The sequence below is a fragment of the Pseudomonas sp. yb_5 genome, from assembly GCF_043103865.1.
In the GTDB taxonomy this organism is placed as follows: domain Bacteria; phylum Pseudomonadota; class Gammaproteobacteria; order Pseudomonadales; family Pseudomonadaceae; genus Aquipseudomonas; species Aquipseudomonas putida_Y.
The window spans coordinates 1-17,771 of sequence record NZ_JBICKE010000082.1; the positions used below are offsets into that span (position 1 = coordinate 1).

The following is a 17,771-nucleotide window of genomic DNA, read 5'->3' on the forward strand; positions in this document are numbered from 1 at the left end:
GCAAGGGTCTGCTGATGCCTGTAGGAGCGGGTTTACCCGCGAATGCGATGTTGAAGCCACTGACGCATTCGCGGGTGAACCCGCTCCTACGGGGACGGTGTACGGCCTTATTGCTCAGCGATGGTACGCACGATGGCATCCACCGTGGCATCGATCTGCGCTTGAGTACGCGCAAGGGTCTGCTGATGCTCTTTCTGCAGTTCGACCTGTTTGGAGCACAGGTTAAGGGCAGCCAGCACCAGCAGTTTGTCACCGATCAAGGTCGGGTACTGACGCTTGGTCTCGTTAAGGGCTTTATTGAGCATCCGTACCGCCTGGGCCAGGGTTTCTTCCTGGCCTTCGGGCGCCTTGATCGAATAGTCGATGCCGAGAATCGACACGACATTGATCGGCTGCTCCTGCAGTCTCATGCGCCAACAACGCCCGCGCTGGCGCGCTCGACCAGGGCCTGGATGCGTGCTGCGGTAGCGCCGTTCTTCTCTTCCTGCTCCATCAGCGACAGCTGCAGGGTTTCGTTCTCTTCCTTGGCCTGGGCCAGCTCCTGGCCAAGGGCGGTGTTCTGCTCGATGAGTTGAGCGTTTTTCTGCATCAGGTCGCTGACCAGTTGCTCGATTTGATTCAGGGAAGCTTCCAGCATGGGTCTATCTCAGGTTGTTGCGAGGGGCACACACGATAAAGAAAAGTGCGCCCTATCGCCATTAAATATCGGATTCATAAGGTGTCTGACCCGCAGATTGACAGGGTAATCGACCCCTTGTTCCGACCTGGATCAACCGCCGGTCAGGAAAAGGCCAGCGGTTGCACAATTTTCCCCGAACGCATTCAAGACTGGCCAGTCACGACCGATAGCCCGGCAAGTCATGTTTTGTCGCTCTTTTCCCACTTGCCTGGATCCTCCTCTCCATGTCCCTACGCAACATGAATATCGCCCCGCGCGCGCTTCTCGGCTTCGCGCTCATCGGCCTGCTGATGCTCGGCCTTGGTATCTTCTCCCTGGTGCAGATGGGCAACATCCGCCAGGCGGGCGTTGCCATCGAGCAAGTCAGCGTGCCCAGCATCAAGATCCTCGACGAACTCACCGCGCTGAACCTGCGCATGCGCACGCTTTCCTATCGCCTGCTGCTCAACCGCGAGCCGGCAACCCAACGCGATACCCTCAATCTTCTTGACCAGCGCAACAGCCAGATCGACCGGGCACGCCAGGCCTACCTGCCAATGATCATCGCCGCCGACGAACAGGCAGCATTCGACCAGTACGGTCAGTTGCTCAACCAGTACCGCCAACTGGAATCACGCATGCGCACACTGAGCCAGGCCGACCGCCTGGATGAACTGCAGGACCTGGTCAACCGCGACCTGCTGGCCAACTCCGAGCAGATCAACAAGGTCATGGACACCTTGGTACGCATCAACACTGATCAGACTCGCGCCACCAACGAGAAAGCCGCCAGCCAGTATGCCAGCGCTTTCGCCCTGGTGATCGGCCTGCTGGTTGCCGCCACCGTACTGACCTTCGCCTGCGCCTTCCTGCTGACCCGCAGCATCGTCAAACCGATCGAAGAAGCGCTCAAAAGCGCCGAACAAGTCGCCGACGGCGACCTGACCCACGTCATCCGCGCAGAGGGCACCGACGAAGCCGCCCGGTTGTTGCGCGCCATGGCGCGCATGCAGGACAAGCTGCGCGACACCTTGCAGCAGATCGCCGGCTCCGCCACCCAGCTGGCCTCGGCAGCAGAAGAGTTGAATTCCGTCACCGACGAAAGTGCCCGTGGCCTGCAGCAGCAGAACAATGAGATTGAACAGGCCGCCACTGCAGTCACCGAAATGACCAGCGCAGTGGAAGAAGTGGCGCGCAATGCCGTGAGCACCTCAGAAGCGTCCAGTGAAGCCAGCCGCTCCACCGGTGATGGTCGTGACCTGGTGATGGAAACCGTGGGTGCAATCGAGCGCATGAGCGGTGATGTGCAAGCTACCGCCAAGCTGATCACCCACCTGGCCGAGCAGTCGCGCGACATTGGCAAGGTGCTCGACGTGATCCGTGGCCTGGCCGACCAGACCAACCTGCTGGCGCTCAACGCAGCCATCGAAGCGGCGCGCGCCGGTGAAGCGGGCCGTGGTTTTGCCGTGGTGGCGGATGAGGTGCGGGCACTGGCTCACCGTACCCAACAGTCGACCAGCGAAATCGAGCGCATGATCGGCAGCATCCAGGGCGGTACGGAAGAGGCGGTAGAATCGATGCGCACCAGCACCGAGCGTGCGGAGTCGACACTGAACATCGCCCGTGGCGCGGGCATGGCACTGGACACCATCGCCGGCGCGGTGGCGCAGATCAACGAGCGCAACCTGGTGATTGCCAGTGCGGCGGAAGAGCAGGCCCAGGTAGCGCGGGAAGTGGACCGCAACCTGGTGAACATCAACGACCTGTCGGTGCAGAGCGCTACCGGGGCGCATCAGACCAGCGCGGCGAGTGCCGAGCTGTCGCGCCTGGCGGTAGACCTCAATGGCCTGGTAGCCCGGTTCCGCACCTAGAAGCATTCGCGGGCACGCCCGCTCCCGCAAGGTTCACCGCAGTCCTGAAGATAGCGATGACCCTGTGGGAGCGGGCGTGCCCGCGAAGAATCCAGACTGGCCACTAGATCAGTAATCGATCCGCACATCCCCTTTCGGCACGCTGCAGCACGACAGGATGTAACCCTCGGCTTCATCCTCTTCGGTGATGCCGCCGTTGTGCTCCATCTCCACCTCGCCGCCCAGCTTGAGCACCTTGCAGGTGCCGCAGATACCCATGCCGCAGGCTTTCGGGATCATCAGGCCAACCTTGGCTGCCGCCGCATGCACGGTCTCGCCCGGGGCGATGCGGATGCTCTTCTCGCTGCCGATGAACTCCACCAGATTGAGGTCGGACACGTCCAGCTCCGGTGCATCGGCCGCCTGCTCGGCGTGCTCCACGGCATCGGCCTTGGCTTCTGCCGGCGTCGCGCCGAACGATTCCTCATGGTAATTCGCCATGTCGAAGCCGACCGCTTCGAGCAGGCGCTTGACCGCTGTCATGTACGGCGTCGGGCCGCAGCAGAACACCACGCGCTCCATGTAGTCCGGCGCGATCAGCTCCATCAGCCGCTGGTTCAGGTAACCGCGGTACCCCGCCCACGGCTCGCCCAGGCCATGCTTTTCGCAAATGATGTGCAGGCTGAAGTTGGGGATGCGCGAAGCCATCTGCTCCAGCTCGCGGTGGTAGATGATGTCCTTCGGCGAACGGGCGCTGTGCACGAACACCATGTCGACATTGGCGTTGGTGTCGTAGAACCAGCGCGCCATCGACATCACCGGGGTAATACCCACACCGCCCGACAGGTACAGCACCTTGCTCGACGGGAAGTCGATGGCGTTGAACAGGCCCACAGGGCCGTGCACCGGCAGCTCGAGGCCTTCGTGCATGGTGTCGTGCAGGAAGTTGGAGACCAGGCCGCCCGGCACACGCTTGACGGTGATCGAGAAGCTGTAGGGCACTGACGGCGAACTGGAGATGGTGTAGGACCGCATCACGGGCTTGCCTTCGATCTCCAGCTCCAGGGTGACGAACTGCCCCGGCTTGAAGAAGAACATGATCGGCTGGTCGGCCATGAAGCAGAAGGTGCGCACGTCCCAGGTCTCCTGGATGACCTTGACGCAGCGCACGATGTGGCGGCCGTTGGCCCAGGTCTGGGTAGTGACCGGATTGAGGAAGGTATCGGACATGTTCATCTCCAGCGGCCGACTATGGCCCTTTTCATGGCTGCGATAATGCGCAAGCTGAAGACGACGTACATTCCTGCCTGCGACATCGACGTGCTTATCGCGACCAGCCCCGTGGCACAAGGGCTGGCGCGTCGTTATTCAAATCGGCCATGTCGCCCGTGGATACGGTTCGCGGCGTCTTCGGACGCACACTCCACGGCAAAAGAACTCGCTGTTTTGTCTGAAACAGCCTTGCGGCACCACAACAACGATTAGCCACCTTTTGCCGGCCGCATACGGCCCCGAGGAATACACGATGGACGTCACCGCAACCCTGAGCCTGGGCGATCCACTTGAACCTGCACGCAAGGCCACCGCCGAGATGTTGCAGACCCGCGAGCGCACCTACTCGCTACCCCAGCCTTTCTACACCGACGAGCGTCTGTTCCAGATCGACATGCAGGAAATCTTCCATAAAGAATGGTTGATCGCCGGCATGACCTGCGAGATCCCGGCCAAGGGCAACTACATCACCCTGCAGATCGGCAAGAACCCGATCATTGTAGTGCGCGGTGCCGAAGGCAAGGTACATGCGTTCCACAACGTCTGCCGCCACCGCGGTTCGCGCCTGTGCGTCAGCGAGAAAGGCAAGGTGGCCAAACTGGTGTGCCCATATCACCAGTGGACTTACGAGCTGGACGGCCGCCTGCTGTTCGCCGGCACCGAGATGGGTGCTGACTTCGATATGAACCAGTATGGCCTCAAGCCCGTGAACGTGAAGGTTGCCGGCGGCTACATCTTCATCAGCCTGGCGGAAAACCCGCCTGCCATCGACGAGTTCCTGGCCACCCTGGACCATTACATGGAACCGTACGACATGGAGAACACCAAGGTGGCGGTGCAAACCACCTTGATGGAAAAGGCCAACTGGAAGCTGGTGCTGGAAAACAACCGCGAGTGCTACCACTGCAACGGTTCGCACCCGGAACTGCTGCAAACCCTGTTGGAGTGGGACGACACCAACGACCCGCGCGCCAGCCAGGAATTCAAGGACCACGTGGCCGCCTCCGCCGCTGCCTGGGAAGCCGAGAAGATCCCGTATCTGCACAAGAGCCACGGCCTGCGTAACCGTATCGTGCGCATGCCACTGCTCAAGGGCACCGTGTCGATGACCATGGACGGCAAGCAGGCCTGCCAGAAGCTGATGGGTCGCATCAAGAACCCGGACCTTGGCTCGATGCGCATCCTGCACCTGCCGCACTCCTGGAACCACTGCATGGGCGACCACATGATCGTGTTCACCGTGTGGCCGATCAGTGCGCAGGAAACCATGGTCACCACCAAGTGGCTGGTGCACAAGGATGCCGTCGAGGGTGTGGACTACAACCCCGAGAACATGCGCAAGGTGTGGGACGCCACCAACGACCAGGACCGTCGTCTGGCCGAAGAGAACCAGCGCGGTATCAACTCCACGGCGTACCAGCCTGGCCCTTACTCGAAGACTTACGAGTTTGGTGTGGTGAATTTCATTGACTGGTACAGCCAGCGCGTGCTGAACAACCTGGGGGCAGAGCCGGCGCCATACCTGAAAGAAGTGCAGGCGCAGTAGTAACTGATACACCCGCCATGCTTCGGCGACCGAAGCATGGCGCTTTCACGCCACTGCATCTTAAGGCTGCACTCCCCTACGCATCTCATAAGCCACCGGCTGTATGGGATAGCGCCGCTCGGCAGACGACGTTGCCAATCCGTAAAGCTCATAAGCTGACAAAACTGTGGCGAATGAGGCCACCCCAAAATCAACCCACGCCAACACCTCGGATCCCGGTGTAATCAACCGCGCGGTAGCCGTACCAATACTCAATGAGGCGCTGATGCTTCCCGCGGCCGACACCACCTTGTCCGCTACAGACCATCGCGCGACCGCATGCTCCGACGTACCGTACGTGAAAACCCCTGAGCGGCTCGCCGGGTAACCACTATTGAGGGCGAAGTCTCGCCCTGTACGGTAGTTTCGGTACATTTTCACGACACTGATGCCTAGGTTGATCACTCCCGTGACGAGGTTTCTGACTGGCGCAATGATGGCGGGGAAACGACCACTAGGGTCAGCAAAGTTTACAGGGTCACCTTGGCAGTAGGCGTAGGCATTGAGCCCGCCCTTTCCGAACGGGCTTAACACGTCAGGGCTTATGAACCGCCTGAGGCTCGGCCGGTAGAATCGATGGCCATTGCCCAATGGATAGCTACCTGTCACCAGATCCAGGTACTGGCCGCTGAAAGCCAGACCTCGTACCGAGACTGCACTCATGCCACCGTAAGGCGAGTAGGCGCGCGGCTCGTAATATCCCGCCCCCAATCCCGATTGCTGCTGGTCGATGTCAAGCAGGCATGTCGTCATGGTTATCCACACTACTTGCATAATGTGGACAGGGTAATGAGCGATCGTGTGCTTGAGTACTGGCAAAAATGTCAGGCACGATACTGATCATTATTTGATCATATTGGCCTAGCCCGCATTATCACTGGGCTACAGCGGAGTTCATACACCTTGTCCACAGAGACACCAACAGACTTTGTGAGCAACCCAATAATTTAATGCAATCGGTTGTGGATAAACGGCTCAAGGCCATGATTAGCAAGGATTGAGTAGGATCAAGTTGATATTGATCATTTTTTGAACAAATCTCTCCAGGCCTTCAACTACGCAGCCTGCAGCCGTAACCGAACAGATTATCCACAGACCGGCTAACAGCGATTGTGGGCAAAATCAGAAAAATGCTGACATACGCGCATGCGAAGATTGGAAGAGTGCCTGATCGTTTTTTGACCAAAACCTTGGAGAGCCCGTCACAACAGGCCTGTAGACATGCACAAACACTTTATCCACACCTTGGCGAACAGATTCGGTGGGCAAAAGCGCTCGCTCGATGCTGAGTATTGAATGAGGGGAGCGGCCTTGCCGGGACGCTCCCACAAAGAGACCTCTAGCCCTGCTGCTTCAGCGCAGGACACCCTCTTCCACCAGCAGCTTGAGGATCGCCTCAGCGCCTTCTTGCGGCGAAACGTCCTTCATCACCTTGCCACCACCGCCACTGGCCTTGGCGGTTGCCGCCTTCATCCGATCGGCGCCGCTCTTGGCCTTGATCACCTTCAAGCGCTTGGGTCGAGGCCGGGCCGGTTGCAGCTCGGCTTCGGCCAACAATTCGTCTTCGACGATGGCCACATTACGCGCCGCCAACACCCCCCGGCGCGCAGGCCCAAAAGCGCTCTGGCGCGGCTTGGGCGCAGCGTTATCCACAGTCGCCAGCAATGGCAGGCGCACCTTCAGCCGACGCCGCTGACCACGTGGCAAAGCCTGCAACACCTGGGCGGTACCGTTATCGATCGACTCCACCTCGGCCAACCCGACAATCAGTGGCCAGCCAAGCTTTTCGGCCAACAGGAACGGCAACATGCCCGAACCCTCGCCAGTCTCGGCCTGGCTGCCGGTCAGCACCAACTGGGCCCCGGCGTCGCGCAGATAATCGCCCAGCACGCCCAGCACATCGGCACCGGCCGGTTGCTCCAGCACGTCGAGGTGGTCCAGGCCCATGCCCAGGTAGGCGCGCAGCGCCTCTTCACGCGGGTCGCCCGCATGCACCACCTGCAAGTTATCCCCAGCCAGCTGCAAACCCAGCTCCACGGCGCGGGCATCCTGCTCGGCGCGGCGGGCGCGGCCAGAGCTGGGGTGGGCACCAATGGAAACCAGGCTGATCACTTTCGTACTCATGCTCGTGCCCTTATGCCGCGTCGCGATGGCCGCCGCTGCGGAAGTTGTCCACAGCCTCGATCAGCGCCTTGAGAATCGCCGAGCTGTCGCCAATCACCGACAGGTCAGCCCGTTTGATCATGTCGCAGCCCGGATCCATGTTGATCGCCACCACCTTGTCGCAGGCACCGATACCCTGCAGGTGCTGGATCGCGCCCGAGATACCCACAGCCACGTAGACACGCGCGGTAACCCAGGTGCCGGTAGCCCCCACCTGGCGGTTACGCGGCATGAAGCCGTCGTCCACTGCCACCCGCGAGGCACCTTCGGTAGCGCCGAGGGCTGCAGTGGCCTTGTGGTACAGGTCCCAGTCCTTGACACCGTTGCCGCCCGAGACGATGAACTCGGCTTCGGCCATGGCAATGGTGGCCGGATCGACGGCCACCGAACCAAGGTCTTCGATGCGCGGCAGGCTGCGCACCACACCTGTGGACAACTCCACCGGCAAGGCTTCGTGACGGGTTTCGCTGACCGGTTCGGCGCACTCGGCCGCCGCCAGGATCAGACGCGGCACGGCGCGTTGCAGGTCTTGCTGGCCGGCACCGGCGCGGCCGATGCACTGGCCGTCCTTGACCTGCCATACCCGCGTTGCCGGGCGCTCGCCCAGCGCTGCGCCCAGGCGCCGACCCAGTTCACCGCCACCGGTGCGGCTGTCGGGCAGCAGCCAGTGGCGCGGCGTGAACTGGTTATCCACAGTCCGCAGGCCTTGCACCAGTTGCTCCGGTGCATAACCTTCAAAGGCCTCGCCTTCGATAACCAGCAGGCGGTCGACACCGGCTGTGGAAAAGTTGCTTTCCTTGTGCTCGTTGAACACCACGGCCAGCACTGCCCCGTCGCTGCCGGCCAGGCTGTGAGCCAGGCCGAGCAGGTCGCGGTCGTGGCTGCTCAGGCGGCCACCAACCATGTCCGGCACAACGGCAATGTAGAACGCCGGCTCCGGCACCTGGTGCAATGGCAACTTGACCTCGACCGCTGCCGTGCGCCGTCCACCCGCACCGGTGCCCTGCTGGGCGCCGCTGCGATCGATACGCTTGATGCCGGCCGGGCCGACAAAGCCCGCGGCAATCGCATGCGGGTTCTTGCGGATGATGCCGTTGGGCCCCATCCAGCTGGTCTGTTGCGTCTGCATCGCAGCATGCAGCGGGTGCAGACGGTTACGGGCGATCCACTCGGCGCGTGGGTCGCGGCGGATAATGTCGCTCATCAGTGCACCTCCGCAGGTTCACGTTTAGCCGTTTGCGGCTTTGGGACAGTGGAGCCGTCCTCCTCGATCAGCACGTCGGCTACCAGTTCAGCCAAGTCCTTGATCTGTGGGCGCGGTTCGACCACACCTTCAAGCATGGCGGTGCACTGTGGGCACCCCACAGCTACCAGCTCGGCCTCGGTCTCACGGATGTCGTCCATGCGCATATCGGGAATACGCTGCTTGCCAGGGATGTCAGTGATCGGCGCCCCGCCACCGCCACCGCAGCAACGGGAACGGAAGCCCGAGCGCTGCATCTCGCGCACCTCGATTCCCAGCGCCTTGAGCACTTCGCGCGGGGCTTCGTACTCGCCGTTGTAACGGCCCAGGTAGCACGGATCATGGTAGGTGACGCTGCCGCCCTTGTGCTGGCCAAGGTTGAGCTTCTTGGCCGCGATCAGTTCGGCGATGTAGGTGCTGTGGTGCTGCACCTGGTAGTCACCGCCCAGGGCGCCGTATTCGTTCTTCAGCACATGGAAGCTGTGCGGATCGCAGGTGACGATGCGCTGGAACTTGTATTTCGCCAAGGTCTGGATGTTGCGCTTGGCCAGTTGCTGGAAGGTTGCCTCATCGCCCAAGCGGCGCGCCACGTCGCCGCTGTCGCGCTCTTCCAGGCCGAGTACGGCAAAATCCACACCCGAGGCTTTCAACACTTTGACAAACGAACGCAAAGTGCGCTGGTTACGCATGTCGAAGGCACCATCGCCAACCCAGAACAACACTTCGGTCGCTTTGACTTCAGACAGCAGTTGCAGGTTAAGGTCGGCAGCCCAGTTCATCCGCCCGCCGGGGGCGAAGCCGCCGGGGTTGTCGGTGGCGATCAGGTTGTCCAGCACCTCGGCGCCCTTGTTCGGGGTAGCGCCCTTTTCCAGGGTGAGGTGGCGGCGCATGTCGACGATGGCATCGACGTGCTCGATCATCATCGGGCACTCTTCGACGCAGGCACGGCAGGTGGTGCAGGACCACAGTGTTTCGGCGTCGACCAGGCCATTGACGATCGGCTGGTGCGGATTGCCGCCGTGTTCGCCGATCGGTTTGCCAGGGTACGGGCTACCGGCGAATTGCGCGTCAGTGCCACCGGCAAGGCCGATGACCATGTCCTGGATGAGTTTTTTCGGGTTCAGCGGCTGGCCAGCGGCAAAGGCCGGGCACATGGCTTCACATTTACCGCACTGCACGCAGGCATCGAAGCCCAGCAGCTGGTTCCAGGTGAAGTCCACCGGTTTTTCCACACCCAGAGGGGCGTTCGGGTCTTCCAGATCCAGCGGCTTTAGGCCGGTGGAGCGGCCGCCGCCGAAGCGATCGGCACGGCGGTGCCAGGCCAGGTGCAAGGCACCGGCGAAGGCGTGCTTCATCGGGCCGCCCCAGGTCATGCCAAAGAACAGCTCCGACACACCCCACAGCACACCCAGGCCCAGAATGGCGACCATCACCCAGCCTCCGGTGTTGGCCGGCAGGATACCGGCGACCGGCAGGGTGGCAATGAAGAAGCTCACAGCGAACGCCAGCAAACTCTTCGGCAGGCGCATCCACGGGCCCTTGGACAGGCGAGAAGGCGGGTTGAGGCGGCGTTTGAAGACAAAGATGGCACCAGTGAACATGATCACCGTGGCTACCAGCAGTGCGTAGCCGAGGATCTTGCTCTGCAGGCCAAAACCATGCACCAGAATGGCCAGGGCAGCAGACAGCACAAAGCCGCCCGCAGTGGCCACGTGGGTCTTGGACATGTATTTGTCGCGCTCAACCACGTGGTGCAGGTCCACCAGGTAGCGGCGCGGCATGGCCAGCAGGCCGCCGATCAGGTTGACCTTGGACGGCCGGCCACGGCGCCACATGCGCACCCGGCGCAAGGCACCGAGCACTGCCAGGCCAAGGGCAGCGAACAGCAGGATGGGTAGAAGGGTGTTCAACATGGGAGACTCCCACAAACAGCTGGATTCTTGCGCCGACCAGAGGGCGAGACTGGCCCCATGTAAGAGCGGGTTCACCCGCGAATGCGTCCGGTCAGGCAACAGTGTTGTCAGTGCTGACGCATTCGCGGGTAAACCCGCTCCTACAGGGATCGCGCCCGATGGCGGCGACTGTTAACGATCAGAAGTCCTTGCAGAGGCGCAAGGCGTCGTAGATCGCCGCATGCACGTTGCGCTGGGCCACGCAGTCGCCGATGCGATACAACAGGTAGCCTTCGCCCGGCTGGCTCAGGATCGGCTGTGGCTTGATGGCGAACAGCGCCTCCACGTCGATCTGGCCCTTGTTGCGCGAACCTTCCTTGAGCGCGTAGTACAGCTCTTCGTCAGGGCGCACGCCGTTCTCGACCACTACCTGATCGACCACGCGCTCTTCCTTGGCGCCGGTGTATTCGTTCTCCAGTACCGCCACCAGCTTGTCGCCTTCGCGGTAGACCTTTTCCAGCATCATGTCGCCGGTCATGATCACTTCTTTGGGGTACATGCTGCGGTAGTAGGTGGGGAAAGTGGTACCACCCATGGCCACGCCTGGCTTGATGTCGTCGGTGACGATCTCGACCTGGCTACCTTTGTCGGCGATGAAGTCGGCCACCGACATACCGGTGAATTCGCAGATGGTGTCGTACACCAGCACGTTCTTGCCCGGCGCTACCTTGCCATCGAGCACATCCCAGCTGCTGACCACCAGCCCTTCAGCGGCGCCCCAGTGCTCGTTCTGCTCCAGGAACGAGTGCCCACCTACGGCCAGCACGATGACGTCCGGGCGCAGGTCCTGGATGGCGGCCACATCAGCGGCAGTGCCCAGGCGCAAGTCGACTTTCAGGCGAGCCAGCTCAAGCTGGTACCAGCGGGTGATACCGGCAATCTGGTCACGCTGCGGGGCCTTGGCGGCAATGGTGATCTGCCCGCCGATCTGGTCCCTCTTCTCGAACAGGGTCACATCGTGGCCGCGTTCAGCAGCCACACGGGCCGCTTCCATGCCCGCAGGGCCTGCGCCAACCACCACCACCTTGCGCTTGACGCCGGTGGTCTTCTCGATGATGTGCGGCACACCCATGTATTCACGGGAGGTCGCGGCGTTCTGGATGCACAGCACATCGAGGCCCTGGTACTGGCGGTCGATGCAGTAGTTGGCACCGACGCACTGCTTGATCTGGTCGATCTGGCCCATCTTGATCTTGGCGATCAGGTGCGGGTCTGCCATGTGCGCACGGGTCATGCCGACCATGTCCACGTAGCCGCCTTCAAGGATGCGCGTGGCCTGGTTCGGGTCTTTGATGTTCTGCGCGTGCAGCACCGGGACCTTGACCACTTCCTTGATACCGGCCGCCAGGTGCAGGAACGGCTCCGGCGGGTAGCTCATGTTGGGGATGACGTTGGCCAGGGTGTTGTGAGTATCGCAACCCGAGCCGACCACACCGATGAAGTCGAGCATGCCGGTGGCGTCGTAGTAGGCGGCGATCTGCTTCATGTCCTCGTGGCTGAGGCCATCGGGGTGGAACTCGTCACCACAGATACGCATGCCCACACAGAAGTCGTCACCCACTTCGGCGCGCACGGCTTTCAGTACTTCCAGGCCGAATTTCATGCGGCCTTCAAAGGTACCGCCCCATTCGTCGGTACGCTTGTTGACCCGTGGGCTCCAGAACTGGTCGATCATGTGCTGGTGCACCGCCGACAATTCCACGCCGTCCAGGCCGCCCTCTTTGGCGCGACGCGCAGCCTGCGCGTAGTTGCCGATTACCCGCCAGATCTCTTCCACCTCGATGGTTTTGCAGGTGGCGCGGTGCACAGGTTCGCGAATGCCCGATGGCGACATCAGCGTCGGCCAGTTGAAGCCGTCCCAACGCGAGCGACGGCCCATGTGGGTAATCTGGATCATGATCTTGGCGCCATGCTTGTGCATGGCGTCGGCAAGATTCTGGAAGTGCGGGATGATGCGGTCGGTCGACAGGTTGACCGATGCCCACCATTCCTGCGGGCTGTCGATGGCCACCACCGACGAGCCGCCACAGATGGCCAGGCCGATGCCGCCCTTGGCCTTCTCTTCGTAGTACTTCACATAGCGGTCGGTCGTCATGCCGCCGTCAGTGGCGTAGACCTCGGCGTGCGCGGTGCTGAGCACACGGTTGCGGATGGTCAGTTTGCCGATCTGAATCGGCTGGAACATTGCTTCGAATGCCATGACGCTATCTCCGGCTTACAACGGCTTTGTAACGAACAGGCCATCTTCGTGGCCTTCTTCCGACCCGCCATAGACCTGTTCGGCCACGGTGCGGATCTTGCTGCCGCGGGCAGCGAGAATCTGGTCCATCGCGCCGGCGAACCAGCCGGTGAACATGTAGTCGACCTTGCGGCCGCACTTGCCATAGACGTACACGAACGCAGAGTGCTTGAGCTTGACGCTGCAGGTACCTTTATCCAGGTCGATATCCTGGATCTCGAACAGGCCCCAGCCACGCTGGCTCAGGCGCTTCATGTAGTGCTCGAACACCGCTACGCCTTCCAGGCCATGGCACTCGGCCTCTTTCTCACACCAGTGCCAGGCGGACTTGTAGCCAGCCTTGTAGAGGATTTCGGCATAGGCGTCGGCGCCCAGCACTTCCTCGATGCCCATATGGTTATTGACGAAGAAATGACGAGGCACATACAGCATCGGCAAGGCGTCGCTGGTCCAGACACCGGTCTCGCTGTCGACTTCGATTGGCAATTGCGGGGCGATTTTGGCCATGGAAACTCAACTCCATAAAAATTTTTTGTGGGTGCCCCGGCGTTGCTGGCAGGGGCTATCAGGCTTGGAGAGCGGCTTACTCGCCCCAGACATCCTTGAGGACGTTTACCCAGTTCTCGCCCATGATCTTGCGCACCACACGCTCGGAGTGGCCGCGCTTGAGCAAGGTCTCGGTGAGGTTGGGGAATTCGCCGACGGTGCGAATGCCCAGCGGGTTGATGATCTTGCCGAAGTTGGTCAGGCGGCGGGCGTAGCCCTTGTCATGGGTCAGGTATTCGAAGAAGTCCTGGCCGTGACCCTGGGTGAAGTCAGTACCGATACCGATGGCGTCTTCACCGACGATGTTCATGGTGTACTCGATGGCTTCGGCGTAGTCATCGATGGTCGAATCAATGCCTTTGGCCAGGAACGGCGCGAACATGGTGACGCCGACGAAACCGCCGTGATCGGCGATGAACTTCAGCTCTTCGTCCGACTTGTTGCGCGGGTGCTCTTTCAGGCCCGAGGGCAGGCAGTGCGAGTAGCACACCGGCTTTTTCGATTCGAGGATGACTTCTTCGGAAGTCTTGGAGCCGACGTGGGACAGGTCGCACATGATGCCGACACGGTTCATCTCGGCAACGATCTCGCGACCGAAGCCGGACAGCCCGCCGTCACGCTCGTAGCAGCCGGTGCCAACCAGGTTCTGGGTGTTGTAGCACATCTGCACGATGCCCACGCCCAGCTGCTTGAACACGTCCACATAAGCGATCTGGTCTTCGAACGCATGGGCGTTCTGGAAGCCGAAGAGGATGCCGGTCTTGCCCAGCTCCTTGGCCTTGCGGATGTCGGCGGTGGTGCGCACCGGCATCACCAGGTCGCTGTTGTCGCGGATCAGCTTCTGGCTGGACGCAATGTTGTCGACAGTAGCCTTGAACCCTTCCCAGACCGACACCGTGCAGTTGGCCGCAGTGAGGCCGCCTTTGCGCATGTCTTCGAACAGCTCGCGGTTCCATTTGGCGATGATCAGGCCATCGATGACGATGCTGTCGGCGTGTAATTCGGCTGGGCTCATCAGGCTGTCCCCTTTTATAGAGTTGGGTCGCGCCAAACCTTCTGCCGGCGCTTTGAGGCCAGCATATGCCTGTGCCCCGAGGCGCCCCGGTGCAAAAACGACAGGGGGTTTGCCGAAAGCGTCAATGCGCGACAAGAGCGCGTCTGGCGCGTGTTCCGGGGATGAGAGACAGTCTCGATAACGCCATTTGCGGCCGGTACATGAACATTTGACCAGGGAGCTACCACCGGACCTCAGGCTGAGCGAGAATCCCTGCGATTCGACAGCCTGTTGAGGAGAAAACGGATGAAATCAATGGCATGGCTGGTGCTGCTGGCCATCGTGAGCGGTGCCCAGGCCAGCGAGGAAGAAAGCACACCTTGCGACAATGTGGAGACCGACCAGCAGACCTTCGCCTGCGCAGCATTCAACAAGCAGATCGCCGAGCGTGAACTGCAGTCGGCCTACGACGACCTGATCGAGCGCATGCGTGATCAGTTTGGCGACGAGGCTGGCCTGATGTCGCGAATTGACGCAGCCGAGCAAGTCTGGAGCCAACTGCGCGATGCAGACTGCAAGGTCGAAACCCATGCTGAACAACCAGGCAGCAAGGCCTACCAGATCGCCTGGAACAGCTGCATTGCACAGCGCAGCGATGAGCGAGCGGAGTACTTGCGCAGCCTGGGCCTGCAAAACAGTGAAGAGCTGGCACCCGAAGATTGATCAGCTCGCGCGAGTGAAGGATCAGCTCCAGAGGAACAACATGCCGCTGATGCCCCCTGCTTGATTGCTCGATAGTGCCCTCAGACCACGTGCTCCCCATGTGCGTCTTGGAACTCACAACTATCAAGGAATTACAAAGTGGCTGACATCAAAGTTGAAATGGAAAAAATCCGCAAAGAGGGTCAAGAGCGCGTAGCCGCTACCGGCCAGACCATCTGCATCTTCGCTGACAATGTGCCTGCCAACATTGCGGAAGACATCCTGGCCGGCATGCGCTTGATGACCGAACTGGCCAACAAGAAGTTCGACAAGGAAACCCAGCAGCGCGAGTGGTACAACTTCTACAACGATGGCCTGATCAAGTTCGGCTGGACCATGACAGGTGCTGCACATGCCGAAGATGCCATTGATGAGGACAACCTGACCCTGGCAGAGCTGATCACCAAGTCCGTCACCATCAGCGTCTCCGCGGACCCTCGTCGCGCCGCCTGCGCCCGGCGTGTTCTGCAAATTGTCGTGCAGAAACCGGAAGTCAAGGCGCACCTGGAAAAGCACAGCCATAGCGAAACCGGCAAATCGAGCAACTTCGTGGTCGCCCAGTGCGAAATGACGCCACAAGGCCTGCCCGCGATGCACATGACCAGCTTCCAGGCCAGCTACGACTCGAAAGTCGAGCGTGAAGGCGCCCTGACCCGCAAGGTCGACAAAACCTCTACCCGCGTTTATCGCGCTTCGCAACAAGGCACGTTCAGCGTTCGTCACTTCGACGCTGCACGTGACCTTGTGAATGAGAAGATCAAAGGCGACCTCGGCGCGTTTCTCGCTATCTGATTAGCGAGGCCGGGTACCCGCGCGCGCTGGTACCCGGTTCTGGTCATCTGCATCCATCAAGGAGCAATGCCACATGGACGATACGAGCCTGGACACCCGAATATTCGAGGAGCGGCTAAGCATCAAGCCTGCGCCCTGGCTGACACTCGATACATGGGAAGATTTGCAGCTATGCCTGCGTTATTCACAAGCAGTGGCCAATGAAAAATACTCGATGGAAACCCAGCCTCAGCAATGGTTCACTGTCGCTCTCGCCACCTTGCAATCACTGAAATTCACCCTGTTCGAACATACTCATAAAACCATCGTGTATGAGCCGCACTTGCTTGCATTAAGCGATGTTTACAGTGGCTATCTACCCCCGCCCCGCGAGAAAGGGCCTTGGTTCAAGAGCCTCGACGAAAATGTTCAAGCCGCTCTGCAGTCGGCAGGTACGCGTACCTTCACCGTCATGAACGCCTCTTCACATCTCAGTATCGAAATGGACCATGAAGGGGACCAAGTCCCGGTTGCAATCCTGTTTTATGCCTACTGCATTACCGACCCGATCGAGCCCACCAGAAAGTTGAACCTGATATTCGACCATCTGGGTGCACGCTTCAATGCAGCGGGCTTCGCCCCGCTTCGCAAGGACCTGCAAGCGAGGAACCGCGAAAAACTGAGGGCGATTCTCGAGCGCGAGCTGGATTGAAGCTCACTTTGCAGCGCCAGGCCTACGTTCCTCCCGCGGGCACCGCCCAAACCTCAGCTTGTAGCGCCGCGTGAAATACGAAGGCAGTTCAAACCCACACGCAAGGCTGATCTCAGTCACCGACATGTCGGTCTGGGCCAGCAACTGGCGCGCCTTGTCCAGCCGTAACGCGAGATAGAAACTGCTCGGTGTTGCATCAAGGTGCATGCGAAACAAACGCTCCAGTTGACGCCTGGTCACCTTGATCGCGGCAGCCAGATCCAGCGTGCTCAGCGGTGGTTCGATGTGTTTTTCCATTTCGCCAATGGCATGGATCAGCTTCTTGTTGCTGATGCCATAACGCGCACCGATCTGCATGCGCTGGTGGTCCTGGCGCTGACGGATACGACCCAGCACGAACTGCTCGGACACCTTGACCGCCAGTTCGCTGCCGTGGGACTGGGCAATCAAGTACAGCATCAGATCGATCGAGGCCGTTCCGCCGGCACAGGTGATGCGGCTGCGGTCGATCTCGAACAGCTCCTGGGTGGCTTGAAGGCCTGGATAGCGCTCCTTGAATGCCTCAAGGGCCTCCCAATGCAGTGTCGCCCGGTAGCCCTCGAGCAGCCCTGCCTCGGCCAGCACCATCGCGCCCGTGTCGATGCCACCGAGCATGACCGCTTCGTGGTTGAGCCGGCGCAGCGCATGCAGCAGTTTGGGTGCGACATTGGCCAGCGGTTCGAAGCCCGCAACCACCAGCAGAATGTTGGCTGGCTCCCCCTCCCCCAGGGCGGCATCGGCATTGATCGACATGCCATTGCTCGCCAGCACCGCCTCACCGTCCAGGCTAAGCACCTGCCACCGATACAACTGCCCACCAAAACGATTGGCAACCCGCAGTGGCTCCACCGCCGAAATGAACCCCATGGCGGAAAAGCCGGGCACCAACAGAAAGGCTATCGTCTCCATCATCCCCTCCTCCACAGAAAACTGGTCGCCCCGGTGCTAATTCCTGTCGCTAGCGTGCGCTTGGGCAAGGTGGCGC

General features: G+C 60.8%; 16 protein-coding genes. 5 read left to right on the forward strand and 11 right to left on the reverse strand.

Annotated elements, in window-relative coordinates:
- Positions 1–107: 107 nt before the first annotated feature.
- Positions 108–410: a cell division protein ZapA gene (locus ACF8GF_RS13110; RefSeq protein WP_003255684.1), complete on the reverse strand. Its 303-nt coding sequence runs from the start codon at positions 408–410 to the stop codon at positions 108–110.
- On the reverse strand, positions 407–637 hold the full coding sequence (locus tag ACF8GF_RS13115) for a hypothetical protein (RefSeq protein WP_003255686.1): 231 nt from the start codon (positions 635–637) through the stop codon (positions 407–409). The genes ACF8GF_RS13110 and ACF8GF_RS13115 overlap by 4 nt, the downstream gene beginning before the upstream one ends.
- Before the next feature lie 266 nt (positions 638–903).
- On the opposite strand from ACF8GF_RS13115, the gene ACF8GF_RS13120 reads away from it, so the two are divergent.
- The gene (locus ACF8GF_RS13120; RefSeq protein ID WP_392519746.1) at positions 904–2,529 is read left to right on the forward strand and encodes a methyl-accepting chemotaxis protein; all 1,626 of its coding nucleotides are present in this window, start codon (positions 904–906) and stop codon (positions 2,527–2,529) included.
- A 108-nt stretch (positions 2,530–2,637) separates the two neighbouring features.
- Here ACF8GF_RS13120 and gbcB read toward each other — a convergent pair whose 3' ends face one another.
- The gene (gene gbcB / locus ACF8GF_RS13125; RefSeq protein WP_176683566.1) at positions 2,638–3,738 is read right to left on the reverse strand and encodes a glycine-betaine demethylase subunit GbcB; all 1,101 of its coding nucleotides are present in this window, start codon (positions 3,736–3,738) and stop codon (positions 2,638–2,640) included.
- A 295-nt stretch (positions 3,739–4,033) separates the two neighbouring features.
- Here gbcB and gbcA point away from each other — a divergent pair, with 295 nt between their 5' ends.
- The gene (gene gbcA / locus ACF8GF_RS13130) at positions 4,034–5,326 is read left to right on the forward strand and encodes a glycine-betaine demethylase subunit GbcA (protein ID WP_143494265.1); all 1,293 of its coding nucleotides are present in this window, start codon (positions 4,034–4,036) and stop codon (positions 5,324–5,326) included.
- Positions 5,327–5,386: 60 nt separating this feature from the next.
- Here gbcA and ACF8GF_RS13135 read toward each other — a convergent pair whose 3' ends face one another.
- The 7 genes from ACF8GF_RS13135 to ACF8GF_RS13165 all read right to left on the reverse strand — a co-directional run bounded on the left by ACF8GF_RS13135 (position 5,387) and on the right by ACF8GF_RS13165 (position 14,523).
- Positions 5,387–6,118, reverse strand: coding sequence for an RHS repeat-associated core domain-containing protein (locus ACF8GF_RS13135; RefSeq protein ID WP_392460599.1), 732 nt, complete (start codon positions 6,116–6,118; stop codon positions 5,387–5,389).
- Between the two features lie 600 nt (positions 6,119–6,718).
- Entirely contained in the window at positions 6,719–7,489 is a 771-nt protein-coding gene (locus tag ACF8GF_RS13140) for an electron transfer flavoprotein subunit beta (RefSeq protein ID WP_176683569.1), read from the reverse strand.
- A 10-nt stretch (positions 7,490–7,499) separates the two neighbouring features.
- Positions 7,500–8,732, reverse strand: coding sequence for an electron transfer flavoprotein subunit alpha/FixB family protein (locus ACF8GF_RS13145; RefSeq protein ID WP_176683570.1), 1,233 nt, complete (start codon positions 8,730–8,732; stop codon positions 7,500–7,502).
- Positions 8,732–10,684: a dimethylglycine demethylation protein DgcB gene (dgcB, locus tag ACF8GF_RS13150; protein ID WP_021782649.1), complete on the reverse strand. Its 1,953-nt coding sequence runs from the start codon at positions 10,682–10,684 to the stop codon at positions 8,732–8,734. Before dgcB ends, ACF8GF_RS13145 begins: the two co-directional genes overlap by 1 nt.
- A 178-nt stretch (positions 10,685–10,862) precedes the next feature.
- A complete protein-coding gene (gene dgcA, locus ACF8GF_RS13155) occupies positions 10,863–12,923 on the reverse strand; it encodes a dimethylglycine demethylation protein DgcA (protein ID WP_003255697.1) in 2,061 nt (686 codons plus the stop codon).
- Positions 12,924–12,938: 15 nt separating this feature from the next.
- Entirely contained in the window at positions 12,939–13,469 is a 531-nt protein-coding gene (locus ACF8GF_RS13160; protein WP_003255698.1) for a DUF5943 domain-containing protein, read from the reverse strand.
- Between the two features lie 76 nt (positions 13,470–13,545).
- Positions 13,546–14,523, reverse strand: coding sequence for a dipeptidase (locus tag ACF8GF_RS13165; protein ID WP_003255700.1), 978 nt, complete (start codon positions 14,521–14,523; stop codon positions 13,546–13,548).
- A gap of 285 nt (positions 14,524–14,808) precedes the next feature.
- Here ACF8GF_RS13165 and ACF8GF_RS13170 point away from each other — a divergent pair, with 285 nt between their 5' ends.
- From ACF8GF_RS13170 to ACF8GF_RS13180, 3 genes are all read left to right on the forward strand, one after another.
- Positions 14,809–15,225, forward strand: coding sequence for a lysozyme inhibitor LprI family protein (locus tag ACF8GF_RS13170; protein ID WP_392460600.1), 417 nt, complete (start codon positions 14,809–14,811; stop codon positions 15,223–15,225).
- A gap of 138 nt (positions 15,226–15,363) precedes the next feature.
- Positions 15,364–16,056, forward strand: a complete 693-nt coding sequence (locus tag ACF8GF_RS13175; protein ID WP_020193117.1) for a hypothetical protein — start codon at positions 15,364–15,366, stop codon at positions 16,054–16,056.
- A gap of 73 nt (positions 16,057–16,129) precedes the next feature.
- Positions 16,130–16,747, forward strand: coding sequence for a hypothetical protein (locus ACF8GF_RS13180; RefSeq protein WP_176683572.1), 618 nt, complete (start codon positions 16,130–16,132; stop codon positions 16,745–16,747).
- A 3-nt stretch (positions 16,748–16,750) separates the two neighbouring features.
- Here ACF8GF_RS13180 and ACF8GF_RS13185 read toward each other — a convergent pair whose 3' ends face one another.
- Positions 16,751–17,698 carry a GlxA family transcriptional regulator gene (locus ACF8GF_RS13185; RefSeq protein WP_176683573.1) on the reverse strand — a complete coding sequence of 316 codons (948 nt, stop codon included), beginning with the start codon at positions 17,696–17,698 and terminating at the stop codon, positions 16,751–16,753.
- Between the last annotated feature and the right edge of the window lie 73 nt (positions 17,699–17,771).